Annotated in this window: 16 protein-coding genes; 6 read left to right on the top strand and 10 right to left on the bottom strand. The window is 44.1% G+C overall.

Features of this window, described 5'->3' with window-relative positions; genetic code table 11:
- The first annotated feature begins 76 nt into the window (after nt 1–76).
- The 4 genes from KL866_RS19175 (at nt 77) to KL866_RS19160 (ending at nt 4,822) form a co-directional block, all read left to right on the top strand.
- Entirely contained in the window at nt 77–538 is a 462-nt protein-coding gene (locus KL866_RS19175; RefSeq protein WP_025254959.1) for a nuclear transport factor 2 family protein, read from the top strand.
- Between the two features lie 138 nt (nt 539–676).
- Nucleotides 677–1,246, top strand: a complete 570-nt coding sequence (locus tag KL866_RS19170; protein ID WP_251140181.1) for a glutathione S-transferase family protein — start codon at nt 677–679, stop codon at nt 1,244–1,246.
- A 98-nt stretch (nt 1,247–1,344) separates the two neighbouring features.
- Nucleotides 1,345–2,352 carry a pyridoxamine 5'-phosphate oxidase family protein gene (locus tag KL866_RS19165; RefSeq protein ID WP_025254957.1) on the top strand — a complete coding sequence of 336 codons (1,008 nt, stop codon included), beginning with the start codon at nt 1,345–1,347 and terminating at the stop codon, nt 2,350–2,352.
- A 145-nt stretch (nt 2,353–2,497) separates the two neighbouring features.
- A complete protein-coding gene (locus tag KL866_RS19160) occupies nt 2,498–4,822 on the top strand; it encodes an FdhF/YdeP family oxidoreductase (protein ID WP_214996530.1) in 2,325 nt (774 codons plus the stop codon).
- Between the two features lie 67 nt (nt 4,823–4,889).
- On the opposite strand, the gene fdhD is transcribed toward KL866_RS19160, so the two are convergent.
- The 6 genes from fdhD to topA form a co-directional block, all read right to left on the bottom strand.
- Nucleotides 4,890–5,669: a formate dehydrogenase accessory sulfurtransferase FdhD gene (gene fdhD / locus KL866_RS19155; RefSeq protein WP_025254955.1), complete on the bottom strand. Its 780-nt coding sequence runs from the start codon at nt 5,667–5,669 to the stop codon at nt 4,890–4,892.
- Nucleotides 5,659–6,297, bottom strand: a complete 639-nt coding sequence (locus tag KL866_RS19150) for a molybdenum cofactor guanylyltransferase (RefSeq protein ID WP_025254954.1) — start codon at nt 6,295–6,297, stop codon at nt 5,659–5,661. The genes fdhD and KL866_RS19150 overlap by 11 nt, the downstream gene beginning before the upstream one ends.
- A 27-nt stretch (nt 6,298–6,324) precedes the next feature.
- Nucleotides 6,325–7,203, bottom strand: coding sequence for a LysR family transcriptional regulator (locus tag KL866_RS19145; protein WP_214996528.1), 879 nt, complete (start codon nt 7,201–7,203; stop codon nt 6,325–6,327).
- A gap of 232 nt (nt 7,204–7,435) precedes the next feature.
- A complete protein-coding gene (locus tag KL866_RS19140; RefSeq protein ID WP_029661388.1) occupies nt 7,436–8,242 on the bottom strand; it encodes a leishmanolysin-related zinc metalloendopeptidase in 807 nt (268 codons plus the stop codon).
- Nucleotides 8,243–8,589: 347 nt separating this feature from the next.
- Nucleotides 8,590–9,141, bottom strand: coding sequence for a DUF2058 domain-containing protein (locus KL866_RS19135; protein WP_214996526.1), 552 nt, complete (start codon nt 9,139–9,141; stop codon nt 8,590–8,592).
- 136 nt (nt 9,142–9,277) lie between these two features.
- On the bottom strand, nt 9,278–11,938 hold the full coding sequence (gene topA, locus KL866_RS19130; RefSeq protein ID WP_214996524.1) for a type I DNA topoisomerase: 2,661 nt from the start codon (nt 11,936–11,938) through the stop codon (nt 9,278–9,280).
- Nucleotides 11,939–12,330: 392 nt separating this feature from the next.
- On the opposite strand from topA, the gene astB reads away from it, so the two are divergent.
- A complete protein-coding gene (gene astB, locus KL866_RS19125) occupies nt 12,331–13,671 on the top strand; it encodes an N-succinylarginine dihydrolase (RefSeq protein WP_025254951.1) in 1,341 nt (446 codons plus the stop codon).
- Between the two features lie 76 nt (nt 13,672–13,747).
- On the opposite strand, the gene KL866_RS19120 is transcribed toward astB, so the two are convergent.
- Nucleotides 13,748–16,297 (bottom strand): Ig-like domain-containing protein, encoded by a 2,550-nt coding sequence (locus KL866_RS19120; RefSeq protein ID WP_025254950.1) that lies wholly within the window; start codon nt 16,295–16,297, stop codon nt 13,748–13,750.
- Nucleotides 16,298–16,411: 114 nt separating this feature from the next.
- Here KL866_RS19120 and KL866_RS19115 point away from each other — a divergent pair, with 114 nt between their 5' ends.
- Nucleotides 16,412–17,758: a dicarboxylate/amino acid:cation symporter gene (locus tag KL866_RS19115; protein ID WP_025254949.1), complete on the top strand. Its 1,347-nt coding sequence runs from the start codon at nt 16,412–16,414 to the stop codon at nt 17,756–17,758.
- A gap of 252 nt (nt 17,759–18,010) precedes the next feature.
- Here the strand turns inward: KL866_RS19115 and KL866_RS19110 are convergent, their stop codons facing one another.
- The 3 genes from KL866_RS19110 to KL866_RS19100 form a co-directional block, all read right to left on the bottom strand.
- Nucleotides 18,011–19,237: a lipoprotein-releasing ABC transporter permease subunit gene (locus KL866_RS19110; RefSeq protein WP_025254948.1), complete on the bottom strand. Its 1,227-nt coding sequence runs from the start codon at nt 19,235–19,237 to the stop codon at nt 18,011–18,013.
- Nucleotides 19,224–19,934: a lipoprotein-releasing ABC transporter ATP-binding protein LolD gene (gene lolD, locus KL866_RS19105; protein ID WP_025254947.1), complete on the bottom strand. Its 711-nt coding sequence runs from the start codon at nt 19,932–19,934 to the stop codon at nt 19,224–19,226. The genes KL866_RS19110 and lolD overlap by 14 nt, the downstream gene beginning before the upstream one ends.
- A gap of 82 nt (nt 19,935–20,016) precedes the next feature.
- The gene (locus tag KL866_RS19100; RefSeq protein WP_025254946.1) at nt 20,017–21,570 is read right to left on the bottom strand and encodes an EAL domain-containing protein; all 1,554 of its coding nucleotides are present in this window, start codon (nt 21,568–21,570) and stop codon (nt 20,017–20,019) included.
- Between the last annotated feature and the right edge of the window lie 136 nt (nt 21,571–21,706).

Raw genomic sequence — 21,706 nt, 5'->3', positions numbered from 1 at the left:
ATTGCTATTAGCTATTTAGCACTTTTACTTTAATAGATATTTTTTAACTACTGCCTCATGCTAACAGGAGATATTTATGAGACCGCCACTCCCTCCGTTTTCCCTTGAAACCGCAACACAAAAAGTGCGCCTTGCTGAAGACGCATGGAACAGTAAAGACGCGGTAAAAGTTGCGGGTGCTTACACCTTTGACTGCAATTGGCGCAACCGCGCGGAGTTTATTGCTGGACGCGCTCAAATAGTAAGCTTTTTAACAAGAAAGTGGAATAAAGAACTCAATTACAAGCTAGTAAAAGAATTATGGACGTTTGGCGAAAACCGTATAGCAGTTCGTTTTGCCTACGAGTACAAGGACGATTCCGGTCAATGGTTTAGAGCTTACGGCAATGAGAATTGGCAGTTCAATCTTGAAGGGCTAATGGAAAAACGCATTGCCAGTATTAACGAACACCCGATAGCAGAGAACGAACGAAAATTCACCTGGGATGGGGAGCGACGTCCCGACGACTTTCCTTCACTGTCTGAACTTGAGTTGTGAGCCAAGCTAATGACATCAACACTATTCCCCTTTTTAGGATAAACCTATGACGCAACAAATAAACAAAGTTGTACCCAAAAGCCCTATTACATTAATCCAAAACCCTAAATCTGGCCACTGCCATAAAGTTTCATTATTATGGCACTAAACGCCATCCCTTTTGAGACTGTTGAGCCTGATATGGCCAACGGCGAGCACAAAAGTGAGCACTTTGGTTCGCTTAACGTGTTCAAACAAGTCCCCGTCATAACAGATGGCGACGTAACGTTAGCTGACTCCAATGCCATATTGGTTTATTTAATCCACGCCTACGCAGAAAGCGACTATTGGCTAGGAAAAGACGCCAAGGAAAAATCGCTTGTTCAGCGCTGGCTATCAGTTTCAGCAGGAGAGCTAGCCAGAGGGCCTGCAGCTGCGCGATTAGAATACGTATTTGGCGCAACGATACACGAACCGGCTGTGCTTGAGGTCAGCGCTACGCTGCTTAGCAATATGGAGGCCCATTTAGCAAACTCGGCAAGTTCGTTTCTGGTAGGAAGCCATGTAACCGCTGCTGATATCGCTATGTATTCGTATATGGCTCATGCACCTGAGGGTGGGATATCCCTGTCAAATTTCCCCCATATAAATAATTGGTTGAAAGCTATTGAAAACTTAGACAACTTTGTTCCAATGCCAGCGTCTGATATAGCTGCAGCACGCGTGTAAAACTTTTCGCAACAACATAATTAAGAGTCGTAGTTAGGAGCACGGCGTATGCCGTGCTTAAGCGTGTTGACTTAGCGATATCGATCAACGAGGTTGTTATGACACTAACCAAGCTTACATCTATAAACCCTGCGTTTCACTATGGTGAAATTACTTTGCAGAAAAAGCTAGGAATTGATAAAGAAATAGGTGAGCGAACCAATGGATTTATCCGCAGTTTCATGCCTGAGCAGCACCGACGATTTTTCACATCTACGCCATTCACCGTTTTTGGACTAGTTGACGAGGAAGGCCACCCAGTGGCAACCCCAATTTGGGGAGATGATGACTTTATCGAAAGCCCCTCTCCTACTCAGTTGCGGTTTAACCTACCCACTGATGTATTAAAAATGATTCAAGACCCATTAAACCTAGACGTGATGGCAGGAAGCAAAATCGGCATTGTCGGAATTGAATACGCTACAAGAAGGAGAAATCGACTTAACGGTACAATAACTCACGCAATCAACGGCAACCTAACGGTATTAGTCGATCAAAGTTTTGGTAACTGCCCACAGTACATCCATAAACGAAACACGACAAAAGTACAACGTATAACGCTAAGTGAGTCGTCAAAGGATACAGTGAAGAATAACGACTCTTTTACTATTTCAACATCGAATGTACTCAACCAATGTGCCCGTTCAATGATAGCAAACGCTGAGACATTTTTTATTGCGTCACGACATAGTTCATTAGGCCAAGAGGCTAACGAAGGGCTGGACGTCTCTCACAGAGGTGGTAAGGCCGGCTTTATAAAAGTAGAAAGTGACAAGTTAATCTTTCCAGACTTTAGTGGAAACAAGTTCTTTAATACCTTGGGCAACATATTGTTAGACCCTCGCGTAGGCCTATGCTTTTGGGATGATGAAACAGGCGACCTCCTTTTTGTTAAAGCAAAGGCAAAAGTTGAACTGGCTGAATCTAACATGGCCGAATTTGAAGGCGCAGAGCGCTTAGTTTCGCTGTCGGTGTCATCGGTAACGCACATTGCGGGCGCATATCCCTACTCCCACGAAATTACCGACAGGTCGCCCTACGCACTTAAGACGGGAGAATGGAAATAAGCGGTTAATTGATGAACTCTATCACTTAGTTGGCGTAATCAATTGGAACACCTTAACAGGAATGGTTAAAGTATTTCCGATAAAAAGTCTTGAGATGAGGCATTTTATACATTGGTAGATAACCGCGCAGACACAGGGGCAAAACATGAGTGATAAGCGCAACATCAAGACGTATAACAAACCCGCTGGCGGATGGGGGGCGTTAAAAAGCGTAACCCAAAGCTGGATCCAAAGTGAAAAACCGCTTAAAAATTTGCGGGCCATGCTTAAAACCAACCAAGATAAAGGTTTTGATTGCCCAGGCTGTGCGTGGGGTGAATCACCGGAAAGTGGGTTGGTTAAGTTTTGTGAAAACGGGGCTAAAGCAGTGAATTGGGAGTCTACTGGTCGCTATGTAGACCCAGCGTTTTTCTCCAACTTTTCAGTTAGCTCACTTAAAAAGCACACCGATTACTGGTTGGAGTCGCAGGGCAGGCTTACCCATCCAATGCGATATAATGCTCAAACTGACCATTATGAACCTGTAACATGGGACGATGCTTTTGCTCTAGTTGCAACGCATTTAAATGGTTTAAGTTCGCCTCATCAAGCCGAATTTTATACTTCAGGGCGGGCAAGTAACGAAGCCGCTTATTTATATCAATTATTCGTACGTGCGTTTGGCACCAATAACTTTCCCGATTGTTCAAATATGTGCCACGAGGCATCAGGGCAAGGTATGACACCTACAATAGGCGTAGGTAAAGGCACTGTCACGTTCAACGATTTTGAAAAGGCAGACACCATATTTGTTATCGGTCAAAATCCGGGAACAAACCATCCCCGAATGTTAGAACCTTTACGTGAAGCTGTGCGAAGAGGTGCGCAAGTCGTTTGCCTAAACCCACTTAAAGAGCGTGGTTTGGAAAAGTTCCAGCACCCTCAACACCCTATCGAAATGCTAACTAATGGTTCAACACCTACCAATACCGCTTACTTCAGGCCTGCGCTTGGTGGTGACATGGCAGTGATGCGCGGCATCGCCAAATGGCTGTTAACCTGGGAACATGAAGCAAAAGCACACAATGATACCCCCGTGTTCGATCATGACTTTATTAATGCACATACTAACGGCATGGACGACTATTTAACTATAGTCGACAATACAAGTTGGGAAAGTATTGAAGCGCAAAGCGGTTTGTCGAAAGACGAAATTCGCCATGCTGCTACTATGTACAAGCGTGGAGAGCGCGTCATCATGTGTTGGGCCATGGGTATTACTCAGCACAAACACTCTGTCGCTACGGTGCAAGAAATAGTAAACGTTCAGTTGTTACGAGGTAACGTTGGTAAGCCTGGCGCAGGACTATCGCCTGTACGGGGACATAGTAATGTTCAAGGCGACAGGACGGTAGGTATTAACGAAGCACCGCCTAAGGCGTTACTCGACGCATTAGAAGACAAGTTTAACTTCGCTGTTCCACGAGAAAATGGACACAACACCATACAGGCCATTCAAGCAATGGAGAAAGGCGAGGCCAAAGTATTTATTGGTTTAGGTGGCAATTTTGCGCAGGCAACACCGGATACTCCGCGCACCCATGCTGCGTTATCAAGATGCGATCTAACCGTGCATATCGCCACCAAACTAAACCGATCACACCTGACGACGGGTAAAGATGCGCTTATTTTGCCTTGCCTAGGTAGAACTGAAGTCGACATGCAAGCCAACGGACAACAAGGTGTTACCGTCGAAGATACGTTTTCTATGGTCCACATCTCTTATGGTCAGCTACCTCCAAGTTCGCGAGAGCTTCGCTCTGAACCCGCTATTATCGCAGGGTTAGCAAAGGCAACACTAGGTAACAAGCCAGTGGACTGGGATTTCTTAATAAGCGACTACGATCACATTCGTGAACTCATTGCCGATACCATAGACGGCTTTAAAAGCTTTAATACCAAACTTAATCAGCCAGGCGGTTTTCACCTAGGTAATGCCGCAAGTGAAAGACGCTGGCTAACGCCGTCGGGCAAAGCTGAATTTGCTGTCAACGCGCTGCCAGCATCACTATTGAATGAAGACATAGTTGCACAAGGAGAAAAGCCCGACCTTATTTTACAAACGCTGCGTTCCCACGACCAATACAACACCACCATCTATGGCATGGATGATCGCTACAGAAATGTGTTTGGCGCGCGAGATGTTTTGTTTGTTAATGAGAGTGATATTAAGAAGTTGGGATTTAACGATGGCGATAAAGTCGACATTACCTCAATGTGGAACGACGGCAAAACACGCCAGATAAAGCAATTTATGTTAGTAGCTTACGACATACCGCCAGGCCAAGCAGCCGCGTATTACCCAGAAACTAACCCTTTAGTACCACTAGAAAGCTATGGTGATGGAACCTTCACGCCAACTTCAAAGTTTATTGCCATCAAACTTTCGAAATCTAAGTCAGATGGCCGAATTGCAGTTTCTGCTGTCTAGGCGCATCGTTATAGGCCCCAATTGAGGGGGCATGTCGAGCTTCGCTGCCTTTTTTGCTTGTGCCCCTCTATACATGCGGCGAGTAGACCCTCGGTGCGTCATATTTGGGTACATGAATAAGGGTAACACCGTATCGGCTTGCCCACTTAACTGACAGCGCCGTGGGCGCAGAAAGCGTTACTACCACGGGTAATTTCGATCTTATCGCTTTTTGCACTAACTCTAAACTGCAGCGACTGGTTAGAACTACAATACATTCAGACTGATAAAGCTTGTTGGTTGCGATTGCGCCAATTAACTTATCAAACGCATTGTGCCTTCCAATGTCTTCTTTGCATGCCAATACATTGCGTTTGGCATCAACATAAAGCGCCCCGTGAACTGCACCACTTTTTTGCGCTAATACTTGCGCGTTAGAGATAAGTTCTCGCAAGCCCTCAAACCAGTTTGCGTTTGGTAAAGGCGATGTTTCAACAACTTGTAGTTGAGGCAATGCATTATCTAGCGCTTCTATTCCACAAAGTCCACAGCCCGATGCCCCTGCCAGTTGCCGTTTATTTTCTTTTAACTTCCAAAACGCTTGATTGGCAATTTCAACTTCAGCATTTATATGTTCGCTATGGCGAGCCAATTCAATATTATAGAGCTGGCGAGGATGCTCTATAATGTCACTACTTAAGCTAAAGCCTACGATAAAATCTTCAATATCATGAGGGGTTATCAGCATAACGGCATAATTAATACCGTTGTAACTGATGCTTAAAGCCACTTCTTCAGCGAGTGGATAGCGTTGAATGTAAGGCGTAGTATCTAAAATTAGTGCTTGTTGTCCGGCGTTATTTTTCATGTGGCCAATCACCAGGCGTATTAACGTTCAACCATTGTGCGTTATCTTTATTTGGGCCGTACCCATCAGATTTTTCGTTATGGTCACCTTCCCTAGTTTTTATTTCTGTAAGGCTCACTTCCTCAAGAGAAATTGCATTAACGCGGTCCAAGAAGCCCACGACTCGCCTTTTGCTTTGGTCTACCAAATAGTGAGCTAGCGACGTCTTTGTATTCAATGTAATAGGTAAGTAAAAAGGCAAAAAGCGGTTTTCAACATAACACGCTCGCTGGACTTCCCGTCCTTTCGAAACTAATGTATTTAAAAGCTGAGGTGTCATCTGAGGCATATCAACCGGAAGAACAAGCAGTTCACTATGATTGCTGCTTTCATCTTCGGCATTATCTAAAAAGTTTAATGCAGCATGCACTCCACCAAGCGGCCCGGCATCTTCAATTAAGTCACCTAAGAAACCAGGCGCATTACGGCTAATTAACACGTGCTCACAGCTCGCTGACTGCAAAAGTAATGAAGCATGTTCAATTAGAGTGCGGCCTTGATAACGCATAAGCGCTTTATCTCGTCCCATTCTGCGCGATTGACCACCTGCAAGTACTAAACCTATAAGTGAATCACTTTTCTTACTCACCGTATCCGCCTCCCTTGTTAAACACATCTAGACCACTCCCTTTAAAAACTCAAAACATTGCTTGGCAATAGGAGACTCAGGCTCCCCTTTGCGCATTATAAGTCCTAGTTTTGAGATGGTTTTACTATCTTCAACAACAACATGGGCAAGGCTAGAACTTGCATTGGCCATTGCAACATTCATAGGTACGATGGTACAACATATCCCCTTTTGCACTGCCTGTAATAAACAATGAACAGAGTCAGACTCAATTACAGGCTCATTGTTCACGCCTACGTTGGCCATGTTTAGGACGATAGACTGTCTAAAGTGCATTGAAGGTGTTAGTAAACCCAATGGTAGTACTGAAAGTGCTTGCCAGCTTACGGTATTTTGCTTAAAAGAAAAATGATTCGGACTATACACCAACACCATTGGCGTAGCTTTAAACGGCAAAATATTAAAGTGCTGTGTGTTCATGCCCTCAAGGTAACAAAGACCAAGGTCTAACTCATTTCGATGTAATGCGTTTGCAATATGTTCGCTGCTATAAGTTTGCAAGGAAAATTGAAGCGCATTGTACTGTTTTGACAATGTGTCAATGATATCGGTAGGTTCGACACTCGCTAAAGGTACGGTACCAATTCGTAAACGCCCAACTAAAGCGCCTCTACATGATGCAGCTTCTGCCTGTAAGCCGTCGCACGCCGCAAGGATACTTTTCGCCCATGCTAAGATCCTTTCACCTTCTGAAGTAAATCCTTGAAATCTATGGTTACGAGCCACCAACTGAATGCCTAGCTCATCTTCTAAATTATGAAGCCGTGAAGAAAGCGTGGGTTGTGTGACGCTGCATAATGCTGCCGCTTTACCGAAATGTTGCGTTTCACCTAACGCGACTAAAAACTGCAGCTGACGAATATCCAATGACTCATTCCTAAATTATGATAGATACCTTCTATCATGATTTTATCAGCGGAGTCTTAGCAGTGTAAGCGTGTGAACAGAATAATTTACAACAAAGGAAAAGATAGAGCAGCAAAAGCCACATTTCTATAGATGAAAGCTATCACCTAATTTAGATGCGTAAACATGATTACAGCTGCTAAGGTTATTCAAGCATTAAGGGCCTGCTAATGGTCAAATTAAACTACAGAGCTTACAGGCGACGTAAACTTGGCCGTTTATGATATCTTCCTACAATGAGTCCCATAGAAAGTAAGAACAACCAAACCGTTGTGGCTTCATCAACAGCATGCGTTACTGTGGTTAAATAGCCAATATCAGCAAACGATGCCACTGTTGTATCACTCAACGTAATTGGATAAGGCCCTAAATACCCTGTCATTAAGTCCGATGCACCACCAGGCCAAGGCTCGTCCCAATGACTATTGGCAGTACCATCGCCTCCGCCGAGCTCTACCGGGATAAATTCAGCATCTTCTACAAATTCTTTACGATACATTTCTAATGCATATTCTCCCGTGTAACGCCCTGAACCCTCAACATAGTTAGATTGAGTACCGGCAATAAAAAAGTCGGTCGTCCACAAGGTTCCAAAACCGATAACATGGGCCATTTCGTGTGCAATAACATCGAAAAGTGTACCGTTATTTTCCATGTTATTTAGGTCCGCCGTATCAAATTGCATGCGACCTTTACTTGCGTAAACAAATGCACTATCAGAAAACCAAGTGATACTTGAGGGGCCTGCTCTGCCCAATATTCCGTTCACGCCATCAATTGGAACACCACTGGCGTCGATAACAATGTTGTGATTGAACGCACTTTGAACCCCTATTAAGTAAGATTCCCAATACGCGATTGCATCATCAAAAACGCTAGATTGAGAAGGTGTTAGCCCGCCAAGATTATTAATAGAGATATTGAATAGCCCAGCATTTACAGGTAGTGACATGCATAGAGATATTACGACACCTAGAACCAGCTTCGGTAAACCTTTCATGGCTTCCCTCCTGAATTAAGAAACAACATTCAATGCAAATAATTACGACCTGCGATACAAATGCGCTTTAACAAATATAGACTAGAAATTAAAAATACGATGTTTTCTTAGTGTTTTGTGTATAACGGCTAAGACGAAATTTTTTAATAAGCCACAATAAACACAAACGTTTAAAGTGACTAAAACGAAAGCAGCAAAGGGCGTTGAGGCGTGATTGCAATGAACAGGTTTAGGTGGGAGCTGCGTTAGTGAAGGTAAATAAAACGCTGGGTGGGTTAAATAAAGAAAAGCAAAACATACTCACCACCTAACCTTTATCAAAGGAAAAAGTGGCGAGTTTAAAAAGGCTACCAGGTTAAATCGTCTGGGATTTCGTAGTCGGCATACCAGTCGTCTTCATCTTCGTCTTTTCCGTCGCTACCACTTTTATCTAAATCGGCGCGATATATAATTGAAGATTCATCACGCTGAGCAATCTTGTCAGCCACCGGCGTTGGAACCAGTTCGTAAGCATCATCGAGTAATACCACAGTCAAACGACCTTTTGTCACTTGCTTGTGCATTTCTTCACTTACGTACATGCGTTTTACCACGTTATCGTGAGTAAAATTAAGTAAAGCTTCACCCTTACGAGGCTGTTTATTAACGTTGATAAGCTGTCTTACTTGAGCCGCGATCGAACGTTTTTCACGTTCTTCCTGCTGCAATTGGTTTAACTCACGAGAGCGGGCTTTTTTCTCTTCCGCCGCTTTCTGAGCCGCCAAAGTTGCCTCATCTACCACCGGCTGCTTTTGCTTATTTTTCTGTTTTTGCTTTTTACGTTTGTCAGCGCGTGCTTGCTTTGCAGACGCTTTATCAGCCAATCCGGCTTTTAGAAGTTGATCTTGTAAAGAGGCCATAACTCACTCTCTATTAATGTAGTAGTAAACCTTGCATGAAGCGTATTGCAAGTCTCTAAAAATTTCTCAAAACGTAGTAAGCCCGAATAAATTCGGGCTTACTGCTTAGGCTTCAAAGTATTATATTTGCTTTGAATTACTTTTTCTTGGCTTTTGACTTGGCCGCAGGCTTTTTCGCTGCCTGCTCCTGCCATTTACCATTGTCATACCATGCTGACCAACCCGTTGCTTTTCCGCTGTCATTTTCAGACATTACGTATTGCTGTTTGGTCTTTCTGCTGTAGCGAACTATTGCAGGGTTACCGTCCGGATCAGTTTTTGGTGCATCGGCAAGATAATAGAATTTCGGCGAAATTCTATCTCTAAAGCGAGCAAGTTCTTCCACTTTCGGCGCACGAGTTTCTCGAGATTTAGGGAAGTTATGCGCTGCCAAGAAAATTCCCGAGGCCCCATCGCGTAGCATGAAGTGGGCGTCTGACTTTTCACAAGGAAGTTCAGGCAAATCGACCGGATCTTCTTTCGGTGGCGCTGCTTCCCCGTTTCTGAGCAGCTTACGGGTATTCTTACACTCTTCGTTAGTACAGCCGAAGTATTTACCGAAACGACCGTTCTTAAGCTCCATGTCACTGCCGCACTTATCGCATTCGATAATTGGGCCGTCGTAGCCTTTAATTTTAAATGTGCCTGCCTCGACTAAGGTTCCGTCACAGGTAGGTGTATTACCACAAACGTGAAGCTTACGGGTTTCGTCTACCAAGTAACTGTCCATAGCAGTTCCGCACTTAGGACAACGCTTTTTAGAGCGAAGCGCTTCCGTTTCAAGCTCTTCTTCGTCATCCACCTTCACCACTTCATCGCCAGGCGTTAGGTTCATGGTATTGGTGCAGCGCTCTTTAGGCGGTAAGTTATAACCTGAACAGCCTAAGAATACGCCAGTAGATGCGGTTCTTACATTCATTTCGCGGCCGCATTTGTCGCATTCAATACCCGCAGGTATTGCCTGATTTAGGCGCATACCGCCTTCTTCAGGGTCTTTTTCAGCGTTTAGCAGTTTTCCATAGAATCCGCTGTAGAACTCATTAAGAACATCTTTCCAATCTTTGTTGCCTTCAGCGATATCATCTAGATGCTGCTCCATGTTGGCCGTGAAGTCATAGCTCATCAGATCGTCGAAGTTTTCCATCAGACGATCGTTTACGATTTCCCCCATTTTCTCGGCGTAAAAACGTTTATTTTCCAAACGTACGTAGCCGCGATCTTGAATGGTTGAAATAATACTCGCGTATGTTGATGGACGACCAATGCCGCGCTTCTCAAGCTCTTTCACTAACGACGCTTCATTAAATCGCGCTACTGGCTTAGTGAAGTGTTGCTTAGGGTCGAGCGCTTTTAAGTCCAGAACATCGCCTTTTTGCACATCAGGCAACATAAGCTCTTCGTCGCCTTTTTTGCGAAGCTGAGGCTGTACACGCGTCCAACCGTCAAACTTAAGTACGCGACCTTTTGCTGTAAGCTCATAGTCTCCTGCCGCCACTTTAATGGTGGTTGCATCGTACTTCGCAGGCGTCATCTGACAAGCCAAGAACTGGCGCCAGATAAGCTCATAAAGACGCTGTGCATCGCGCTCCATATCACCTAGGCTAGCGGCACTAATGCTCACATTTGAAGGGCGGATCGCTTCGTGAGCTTCTTGCGCGCCTTCTTTGCTTCCATAGCGATTTGGCGAATCTGGTAAGTATTTATCACCAAAGTTATCTGAAATATATGCTCGAGCACTGTCCAAAGCCTCTTGGCTTAGGTTCGTTGAATCTGTACGCATATAGGTGATGTAGCCAGCCTCATAAAGACGCTGTGCCATCATCATAGTTTTCTTAACACCGAAGCCCAAACGTGTACTCGCTGCTTGTTGCAGTGTTGAGGTGATAAACGGTGCTGAAGGACGACTTTGGGTAGGCTTAGATTCACGGCTTTCAACGGTGTAGCTAGCGCCTTCTAAGTCAGTAAGTGCTTTATCTGTTTCGGCCTTATTTTTAGGCTTGAATGCATTGCCTTGGTGCTTGGCAACCAACATGCGAAGTGCCGCTTTTTGCTGGCTGGTCAAGTCTGCATGAACGTCCCAGAACTCTTCTGGTACGAAGGCTTTAATTTCGCGTTCACGTTCAACAACGAGCCTCACCGCTACCGACTGAACGCGCCCTGCTGAAAGGCCTCGCGCAATCTTTTTCCACAGAAGTGGCGACACCATGAAGCCTACAACACGGTCAAGGAATCGACGAGCTTGCTGTGCATTAACGCGCGATATATTCAGCTCACCCGGGTCTGAGAACGCATCTTGAATCGCGTTTTTAGTAATTTCGTTAAATACTACCCGCTGGTAGGTCTTATCTTTTTTGCCTAACAGTTCTTGTAAGTGCCAAGCAATAGCCTCTCCTTCGCGGTCCAAATCGGTTGCGAGATAGATAGTGTCAGCATCTTTTGCGAGCTTTTTGAGTTCGTTGACTACCTTTTCTTTGCCTTGCAATACTTGGTAGTGTGCCTTCCAGTCTTTTTCTGGATCCACACCCATTCTGTCTACAAGCTTTAAGTATTCGTGACGGCGAAGGTAATCTTGACGTTCTTCCTCGCTTAAAGTTTTGAGTTCTTTAGCCGGTTTTTTAGGCTCTACTTTGCCTAATGCCTTCGTCGGAAGATCTCGCACGTGGCCAACCGAACTTTTTACGATAAAATCTTTACCGAGATATTTATTTATCGTTTTTGCTTTGGCTGGTGACTCGACTATGACCAGTGATTTTGCCATATAATTGAACTAAACCTATTGATTTTTAATGACTATTTACGTCAATTTTTGAAAACTGGAGCTACCTTGCACTATTTATAAGGTACCCGCTCTTTTTTAACATATATCTACAAAGTGAATGGAAAACAAGATCTTCTTCATACTTATTCTTCCCATCGCTTCAAACTCGCGCAAAAACTGTACAATAAACAAGCAGCGCGATTGGCATTGGCTTTAAAAGTCGTATAATGCCAGCCATTCCGACCTAACCTATCAACTTGATCAGGTTTAAAGAAGTGCCTCGTTTGCCCCTGGAAAAAAACGAAAGCGTTGCTGCTAACAATATAATCGCAGCGTATATTTAAAAGTAGCATATGGGGTCAAGTGCCAAAACTCCAAGAATGAGGGAAAGTATGAAGCAGTTTGAAGTTAACTTTGATGGTATTGTTGGGCCTACCCATAACTATGCCGGTTTGTCGTTTGGCAATGTCGCTTCCCTGAACAATGCTAATGCGAAGAGCAGCCCAAAACAAGCTGCGAAGCAAGGCCTTGCAAAAGCAAAAGCGCTGGCCGACATGGGCATGGTTCAAGGTGTACTAGCCCCACAAGAGCGCCCTGACATTGCTGCCCTGCGTAGACTAGGCTTTACTGGTTCAGATGCTCGCGTGCTAGAAAGCGCTGCAAAGCAATCTCGCGAGATTTTTCTTGCTTGTTGCTCTGCTAGTAGCATGTGGACTGCAAATGCCGCCACTGTGTCTCCTAGCGCCGATACTGCCGATGGCCGCGTTCACTTTACCCCTGCAAACTTAACAAACAAGTTTCATCGCTCATTAGAGCCACAGGTTACTGGCAATATTCTGCGTGGCACTTTCGCCAATGAAAAACACTTTGCCCATCACCAGCACCTGCCGGATAACGAGCATTTTGGTGACGAAGGTGCAGCCAACCATACGCGACTTTGCAGCAACTATGGTGAAGCTGGCGTAGAACTGTTTGTTTATGGTCGCCACGCATTTGATACCAGCAAACCTGCGCCAACCAAATATCCCGCCCGCCAAACATTAGAAGCATGCCAAGCCGTTGCGCGTTTGCACGGTCTTGATGACGATGGCGTGGTTTATATGCAGCAAAACCCTGATGTTATCGACCAAGGCGTATTCCACAATGACGTAATTGCGGTAGGTAACCAAAACGTGTTGTTTTTCCACGAACAAGCGTTTTATCAAAAAGAAGCGGGCTTTAAAGAGCTTCAAGCCAAATTTGGTAGTGAGCCACTTCACTTTATTGAAGTGCCCACCACGGAAGTGTCTGTTCTAGACGCAATAAAAACATACCTGTTTAATACGCAAATTATAACGCTTCCAAGTGGCGACATGACTATCATCGCGCCCAGTGAGTGCCAGGAAAACGAAGCGGTTAAACGTTATTTAGACAAGTTAGTCACACTGGGTACGCCAATTAAGTCGGTTAACTATTTCGATGTTAAACAAAGTATGCGCAACGGCGGAGGCCCGGCGTGTTTGCGTTTGCGTGTTGCTATGAACGATCAAGAGCTTGAAGCAGTAAATCAGAACACGCTAATCAACGATACACAGTTCGCACGCTTAAACGCGTGGGTCGATAAACACTATCGCGATGAGTTGAGCGAAGACGACTTGCGCGATCCGCAGCTACTTATTGAGTCGCGCACTGCACTTGATGAGCTTACGCAAATTCTGAAGATTGGTTCGGTTTATCCATTCCAACAGGGGTAAGCGCTTTAACGTTTAGAAAAGTAAAAACAAAGCCGGCTACGAGCCGGCTTTTAGTTATTTCTTAAGTATTAATTCTCTATGGTGTAACCAGCGTGCACTGGTCAGTCACACCAAACGGGTTCGCCGGCGGTGACGCCCCTTCATCGGTCACATCGTCAGCTGAGATACTTAGTGTGTAGTTCATCGAAGCCTGAGCCTCGCTTCCTGTAGACTGGCCAAAAACAGAAATGACTGCATCGTACCAAACTGCATAGCTGCTTGGATAACGATATTCTAATTCTGCATAACCATTATCATCTGTTTCAGCGTTGCCATCAGCAAATGTTATCGTTCCCACCAACCCAGGCGTAAGCATGTCGTCATCATTAGTATCTTCGTCAGTTGGTGTTGTATCCAAGATGCCATTATCATTCACATCTTCTGTGAGACAGTTTTGATTAACTATCGCTACCCATTGAGATTCATCGTCGTTATATACCCAGAACCCAGTGCGATATTCACCATTATTAACATATTTTGCCGGAGCAACCGATGCTGTTAGACTCACGCCGCTAACTGGCTGCCCAGCAGAATCAGATACAAAGACACCGAAACGTTTTAAATACGAAGTAGAATTAGGTTCTTCAAGTTCATTACCTGTACCCAAAGAGATATCGAATGCGCGAGCGCCTACAGTTAGTGTTACTTGATCATCAATCGCTGAATCCTCTGCAACAAACGCAGTAACAACCACCGACTCTAGAGTTGAAACCGAGCCAGACGTGAAGACAGTTGTTGCTATCCCCTTGCTATCAGTCGTTGCCTGAGAAGGTGATACAAAACCAGTTGACACATCGGAAACAGTAAAGTTAACCACACTGTTTTTCACCAAATTGCCGTCGACATCGCGAACCACTGCGCTGATTGTGCTGGTTTGTCCATCAGGCCCTAAAATGTCTGGCGAAGCATCGGCAATAAGCGTGTGTGGCGTGGTAGCAATAAACTCAATCTGAGTAAGCGCAGAAACTAACACGTTACCGCTTCCATCGCTTGCCGTTGCCGTGATTGAAGAAATACCTGCGTTATTCGCACTAATATCAATACTTGCTTGCCCTTGTGCATCAGTTGCTACTGTAGCGCTTCCAGCTATCTCGCCGCGGGAGGCACTAAAAGTAACAACTTGACCTTCTACCGGCGTATTGTTTTGACGCCACTGCACTGTGATGGTCTGAGTTTGCCCTAGTGGTACTTCTTCGGTAGGTAAGTTAACAAAGTTAAATTCGTCTTGCTGAACCTGAACCGTAAAACTTGTTTCAGCATTAAGTGCTGATGCAGTAATGGTGTCTTCACCTGACGATGATGCCGTATATGACACCGTGGCCTGACCGTTGGTACCGGTATTGACCGACGTGCTGCTAAGCGTGCCATTAGTAGCACTTAAGACAACATCTTCGTTATCGATAGGCTGTCCGTCGGAGTCTTGAAGACGGATAGTATAATCAACAGTATCATTTAAAATGACAGATGAGGCGCCGTTAATAATAACTTCTGTTCCTCGAATCGTAATATCAACAGATTCAGTCAGACTGCCCGCTCCGGCTGTAATGGTAATAGTACGGTTTGATTTGTCGTTCTGCGATGTTAGCACAGCACGAGCTGTGCCGTCGGCAGCAGTTTCGGGCTGCGTTAACTGAAGTTCAACACCATCACCTGTTTCTGCTGAAAAGCTAACTTCAACGTCTTCCATCAAAACGCTTTGCTCATTTTTAACTAAAGCAATTAGTTCTATTTCATCGCTGCCGCTTGAGGCCAGCTGAATGCTGTCAGCGAAAAGTTCAAGAGAAGCAGGCTCTTCACTCACCGTTGTACTTCCTTCAGAGCTAAAAGTCGTTGAGTCCGCCTCGCCAGTAGGTAAGGTGGCCGTTACTTCGCCGTCGCCAGAGGCACTTCCCACCGACATATCTATTGTCGCAACACCATCAGCATTAGTTAATGCAGTCGCAGTATCGTTTGAGAATATAGCAAGTTCATCGTTACTCAATGAAAAGGTAAGCAGAAGATCTGCCTGAGGTTCGCCCAGCGAATTTGTTACCGTCGCCACTGCTGTTAAGGTATTGCTAGATGAAATATTATTATCGGCTTCGCCACTTTCATTTTGCAGCGACAGTACAACACTAATAGTTGTGGGATCAGTACCGCTTACAGCTGTGGCAGAGAACGTGGTAGTTCCTGTTTCGCCACTACTAAGCGCAGCAGTAATTTCACCATCACCTGAAGCCGTACTGGCATTCAAAAGGATCCTAGCAACACCGCTTGAATTGGTGCGCGCTGTGCCTGTGTCATTGCCAAACTCGGCAAGTTCCTCATTGCTTAATGTAAAGGTTAAAAGTGCGTCTGAGTGAGGGTTTCCGTCCTCATCGGTTACAGTTGCAACCGCATACAAGCTATTATTTTCTGATAAATCGTTGTCGCTTGCGCCACTTTCATTTTCTAATGATAAAGCAATTGAGTAGGTAGGTGTGGTTGTACCGTCGTCTCCGCTGCCGTTATCCGTGTTATCCCGAGAGACTGAAGAACCGCCCCCACCACATGCTGTTAGCATAAATATTGCGCTAATTAGGCCTAGCACTTTCGCTAATGTCGACATAATTCGTTCCTGAACCTCTTTTATTGACAATTGCGTCGTTTTTTATGTTTAAAAATCAACTGAATCTGGCACACTACGATAGATTAAAAATATAAAAATGCACAGGGAACATTAATGTCTTCATCTGCACATAAATATAGTTTAACCGCCCGAATCTTTATCGGCATGGCTGCCGGTATCTTGACTGGTGTCTTTCTCCAATTATTGTTTGATGATAGCGGAGATTTTGCTTTTTCGATATTCGGTTTCGAGTTCTCCACGTATAACATTCTTGTCGAAGGTATATTTTCTACTCTCGGCCAAATATTTATTGCCAGCTTAAAAATGCTGGTTGTTCCCCTTGTTTTTGTTTCCCTTATTTGTGGAACAAGCACATTATCAGACCCAAGCAAGCTGGGCAGACTAGGTGCTAAGTCGGTTGGATTATATGTTGTCACAACCGCAATAGCCATAACACTAGCCATGAGTCTAGCTTTAGTAGTGTCGCCGGGTGATGGACTGAATTTAACCACTGAAACGACGTTTCAAGCTAAGGAAGCCCCTAGCCTATCAGACGTTATTGTGAATATGTTCCCTAGCAATCCGATTAACTCTATGGCGCAGGGAAATATGCTTCAAATTATTGTTTTTGCAGTACTTTTCGGTATAGCAATGGCAATGACAGGTGATGCAGGCAAGCGCCTCACCGCGATTTTTGAAGATATCAATACAGTTATAATGCGCCTTGTGACCATTATCATGAATTTAGCGCCTTACGGCGTTTATGTATTGATGGCAAAGTTGTTTTCGACCATAGGTGGCGAAACCATATTGAGTTTGGCGAAGTACTTCTTTTTAGTATTTGGCGTCTTGATCCTTCATGGTCTTGTAACCTACTCTATTTTGCTCAAAGCCTTGTCAGGGTTAAACCCCGTTATCTTACTCAAGAAAATGCGCGACGCAGCATTGTTTGCTTTTAGTACTTCAAGCAGTAGCGCTACTTTGCCCGTCACCATGGAAACGGCAAAAAACAAATTGGGTGTAGGCAATTCGGTATCATCGTTCACTCTGCCATTAGGTGCGACAATAAACATGGATGGTACCGCCATAATGCAAGGTGTAGCAACAGTGTTCATCGCACAGGTTTACGCTGTCGATTTAAGCTTAGGCGACTATATGATGGTGGTGCTAACCGCCACGCTTGCCTCTATCGGAACCGCTGGTGTACCTGGTGTAGGCCTTATTATGCTAGCTATGGTTTTGCAGCAAGTTAACTTACCGGTTGAAGGTATCGCACTTATTATAGGCGTAGACAGACTCCTTGATATGACCCGTACTGCGGTAAACATTACTGGCGACTGTATGGTGTCGTGTGTTGTTGCCAAAAGTGAAGGCGCGTTAGATGAAAGTATTTATAACGACCCGAAAGCGGGTTTAAAACAAGAAGATGTTGATTTCGAACACTTTGACAGAAATAAATAACGACTACACACCGTTCTCTGTATTCAGAGTAATAGTAAAAGCAGCGATGCGGTAACGATATAGCCAAAGTTAAATAAGGCCAGCATAATTTGCTGGCCTTTTTGTTTGGCTTCAGGCTTTACATGCTTGTTTTTAAATAGTTTTAATTGGACTCTATCTGTACCTGAAAACAAGTTTGTTCACAGAACATGTCGAGCAACGATAATTGAACTATTTATCAAGAGCTCTATTGAAAGCTTGCTGAATTGCCGACTAATGCAGCGCTGACGATGGCGACACCTTCGCTGCTTTGTGCGCTGGGTACAAGGTTGCACCTACACTCAAAAACATAGCGACAACTACCGTTATTACTACATCCTGCCAATGCAAACTTGAAGGCAGAAAATCAATAAAGTAAATGTCTCCAGATAGAATCTCTACACCTAGCGCGGTTTCGATAAAGCGAACAATATCTGAAAGATTTGGCGCGACTAACAGCGCAAGCGTTACGCCAATGGTAATACCGATAAAGCCGTTTATAACGCCCTGCATTACAAACGTATTGCGTATTAAGCGATCAGTCGCTCCCATTGTTTTTAAAATCGCGATAGCAGCCTGCTTATCTCTCACCGCCATAACTAATGATGACACTATGTTAAAACAAGCCACTGCAATAACTAATGTTAGTGCGATATACACCACCGCCCTCACCAACTGAATATCGTTATATAGATGCCCTTGGGTTCGGGTCCAATCCGACATATAGACTGCTTGTGGGTAGCTGTACCCGATATCACGCATGGTATCGTAAGCCGAAAATGGGTCGTTTAAAGTAAACTGTATGCCTTGGGCTTTGGCGGTGATCCCAATAGATTCTGACGCTGTCTCAAGATGCATAAGACCGAGCTGATTATCAAGCTCCCCTCCTACAGACATGACACCAGATATTTTGAGAGTAATTGAGCGCGGTGCTTTAAACGTTAAATCCTGCGTAGCTTGAGGAATAAGAATTTGAACCGTATCTCCAATAGCCAACTCCATGGAAGATAAAATACCTTTACCTACAATTAATCCATTTTTCTGCTCGCTGAACCTTTTCCAGTCACTTTGACTAACACGCTCTGCGTATTTTGCACCTACATCGTTAACAGGTAACCCGGTAACGCTAATAGCCTTTAATTCTCCTTTTGACTGCAGCATACCTGTTAACCCTGTGTAAGGGGTCACTGTGGCTATACGCCTATCTTGGGAAAATCGATAAAGCTGAGCATCTAAGTTCTCTATTCCACTTTCGCTTTTGCTGTATAGCTCTCCGTGGGGAACCACACTTAAAATACGGCCGGTCAACTCTTTTTCAAAGCCGTTCATGACACTTAGCAGCACAATAAGCACAAAACATCCAAGCCCAATACCGATAGTCGATGACATTGAGATGAATGAAATAAAACGCTGTTCTGCACGTGTTTTTCTAAAACGACTGGCCAGTTCAAGGACGAGCATATTGACCTTCCTTTGACATCGCCTCGTTAGCTAACCTTCCATCTTTAATCTTAAGTACCCTGTCCATTTTGCCCGCTAAGGCTATGTCGTGGGTCACGACTACAAAAGCGGTATTTTTTTTCTCACTTAAACTTGTTAGAAGTTTATAAATTTGCGCCCCCGTTGAATCATCTAAATTCCCTGTAGGCTCATCTGCAAGCACAACAGACGGTTCGGTAACCAAGGCACGCGCTATAGCCACACGCTGTCGCTCGCCACCTGACATAGTGGAGGGTAAGTGGTTCACACGGTGAGATAATCCGACCTCCTCTAACATAGCTTGGGCTTTCGAGTGGGCTTCCTTCGTCGATACGCCTCTTATCCTAAGCGGCATTGCTACATTTTCTAAGGCAGTGAATTCACCAAGTAGATGATGAAACTGATAAATAAAACCCATTTCGTCATTGCGAAGTTTAGCTAACGCGTTACCAGATAACTGTCCGAGTGATTTACCATTAAATTCGACCTCGCCATTAGAGGGTTTATCCAAACCTCCAAGTATATGTAAAAGCGTACTTTTACCAGAACCCGAGCTTCCCAATATGGCAACATGTTCGCCAGCTTTTATTGAAAGAGAGATATCGTGTAAAACGGGAGTGGCATTACTGCCATCTTGATAGGTTTTATTTATATTGCGGCAAATGAGCACGTCCTGCATGCGAATGATCTTCTATATTTTCCAGGCGGTGAATGGTAGCGCTAAACACTACCAACACCAACTGAAAAATAACAGCGCTAAATTATTGTGTGTTGTGGACGCTTTTAGCAAGCGCGTCGACAGTCTGCGGCTTTCCAAACAACCATCCTTGCCCATAACCGATGGTTAAACCTCTTAGTTCCTTGGATTGCTCTATATTTTCAACACCTTCCGCAATCAAGTTGACATTGAGCCCGTCAGCAATACTAACAATATGTGGAATAAGCGATGAACGAATACTGTTATCCTCCATATCCATAACAAAACTACGGTCAATTTTCAGGTAATCACAGTTCAACGTTTTGAGCTGGCTTAGGTTAGAGTACCCCACGCCAAAATCATCAATAGCGAATAGGAACCCTTTACTCTTTAACGACTTTATATGCTTTACCGCACTGTGGGTTGCAATTTGCTCATCTTCAGTAATTTCCAATACTAACTTGAAGTTTTTTACATTCATTTCCAGAACAAAATCTAAATCAAGACAATCATCTCTCGTAAAATCGAAGGGGAACAAGTTAAAGGAAACTTTAAACCCTTCAGGAATATCTGGGTTTTCGTTAAGCTCTTTCATCGCTGTAGTGATCATATCAATGGTGAATTCCCAGGTCATATCCTGTTCTTTAACTTGAGGAATAAACTCATCAGGATAAATAGGCCCAAATTCGTCTTCAAAGCGGCTTAGAACCTCGCAACCTATCACTTTGCCGGTACTTAAGTCGACAAACGGCTGGTAAAGGCTATAAAACTTATGTTCTTTTAACCCTTTGTTCACTCTAGACTCGAGAGATCGCCGACGGCGTAAATAATTAAACACCAGCATATGTGTCAGCGCGACCGTCATCAGCATAGCAAAGACAAACAAGACAATCTTACCTGTGTGCAAATCTAATACCCTGCCGTGATCAGACTTAACCTTTAAGCAAGTATTGGTGTAGCGCTCATCACACAAGATGAATTGCAACGAGAAATAACCAGTGCGTGCTTCCATATCACCCTGATTAAGCGTGGTATCAACCAGCCCTGGATTACCTGCCATATGATAAAAATGATCGCCATTGTAAAAAAGCTGCCAATCTTGCGTGAAGCTGTAGCCAATGACACTATCCATATCTAACACCGAGTTATAGCGCCCACGTTTAACAATGGTGCCTGTCGCCTGCTTGTCAAAGAGTTGTAACGGTGTGTTTATCCAGAATGCGTCGCCAAGCTTGGTGTAAAAGTCGGGCTTTACTTCTTTAATCGGCTCATTAAGAATGCCTAGATAGGTACTGCACAGCAACTCGTTATTTTCATAGAAACCAATTTCTTTTACAAAACGAGAGCGAAATAAGGTTTTGCGCATTTCTGCCAAGTTTTCGAGTTCACAAGATTGGTAAGGTAGTGCGTTAAGATAATCAAGGGTAATTTCAGCGTCTCGAAAGACCATGCGAACATTATCTAAAATTTCTTTGGCTCGGTTTTCTTCTTGTTCTCTAATAAACACAAACATAACAATGGCTAGAAAAAGTGAAATTAAAGCAACACTTATTAAAGAAACGCCAATCGCTTTTAAATTATCTGCTAGAAAATACCGTTTTTGATCGCTTTTATTCATAAATTCCATTGATGTCAGGCACTAACGACCTAACTGTAGTACAGATTTTAAAAAACACACTACGACTTCGGGGCACATATTGCTGTTTGTTAAATAGTTTTAATATTTCGAGGTAGTTCTTTGTGCGCAAAATTAA

It is taken from the genome of Alteromonas sp. ALT199 (assembly GCF_018619335.1).
GTDB lineage: Bacteria > Pseudomonadota > Gammaproteobacteria > Enterobacterales > Alteromonadaceae > Alteromonas.
The sequence above is the reverse complement of the archived record's forward strand: the minus strand, read 5'-3'. Positions and strand labels throughout refer to the sequence as shown.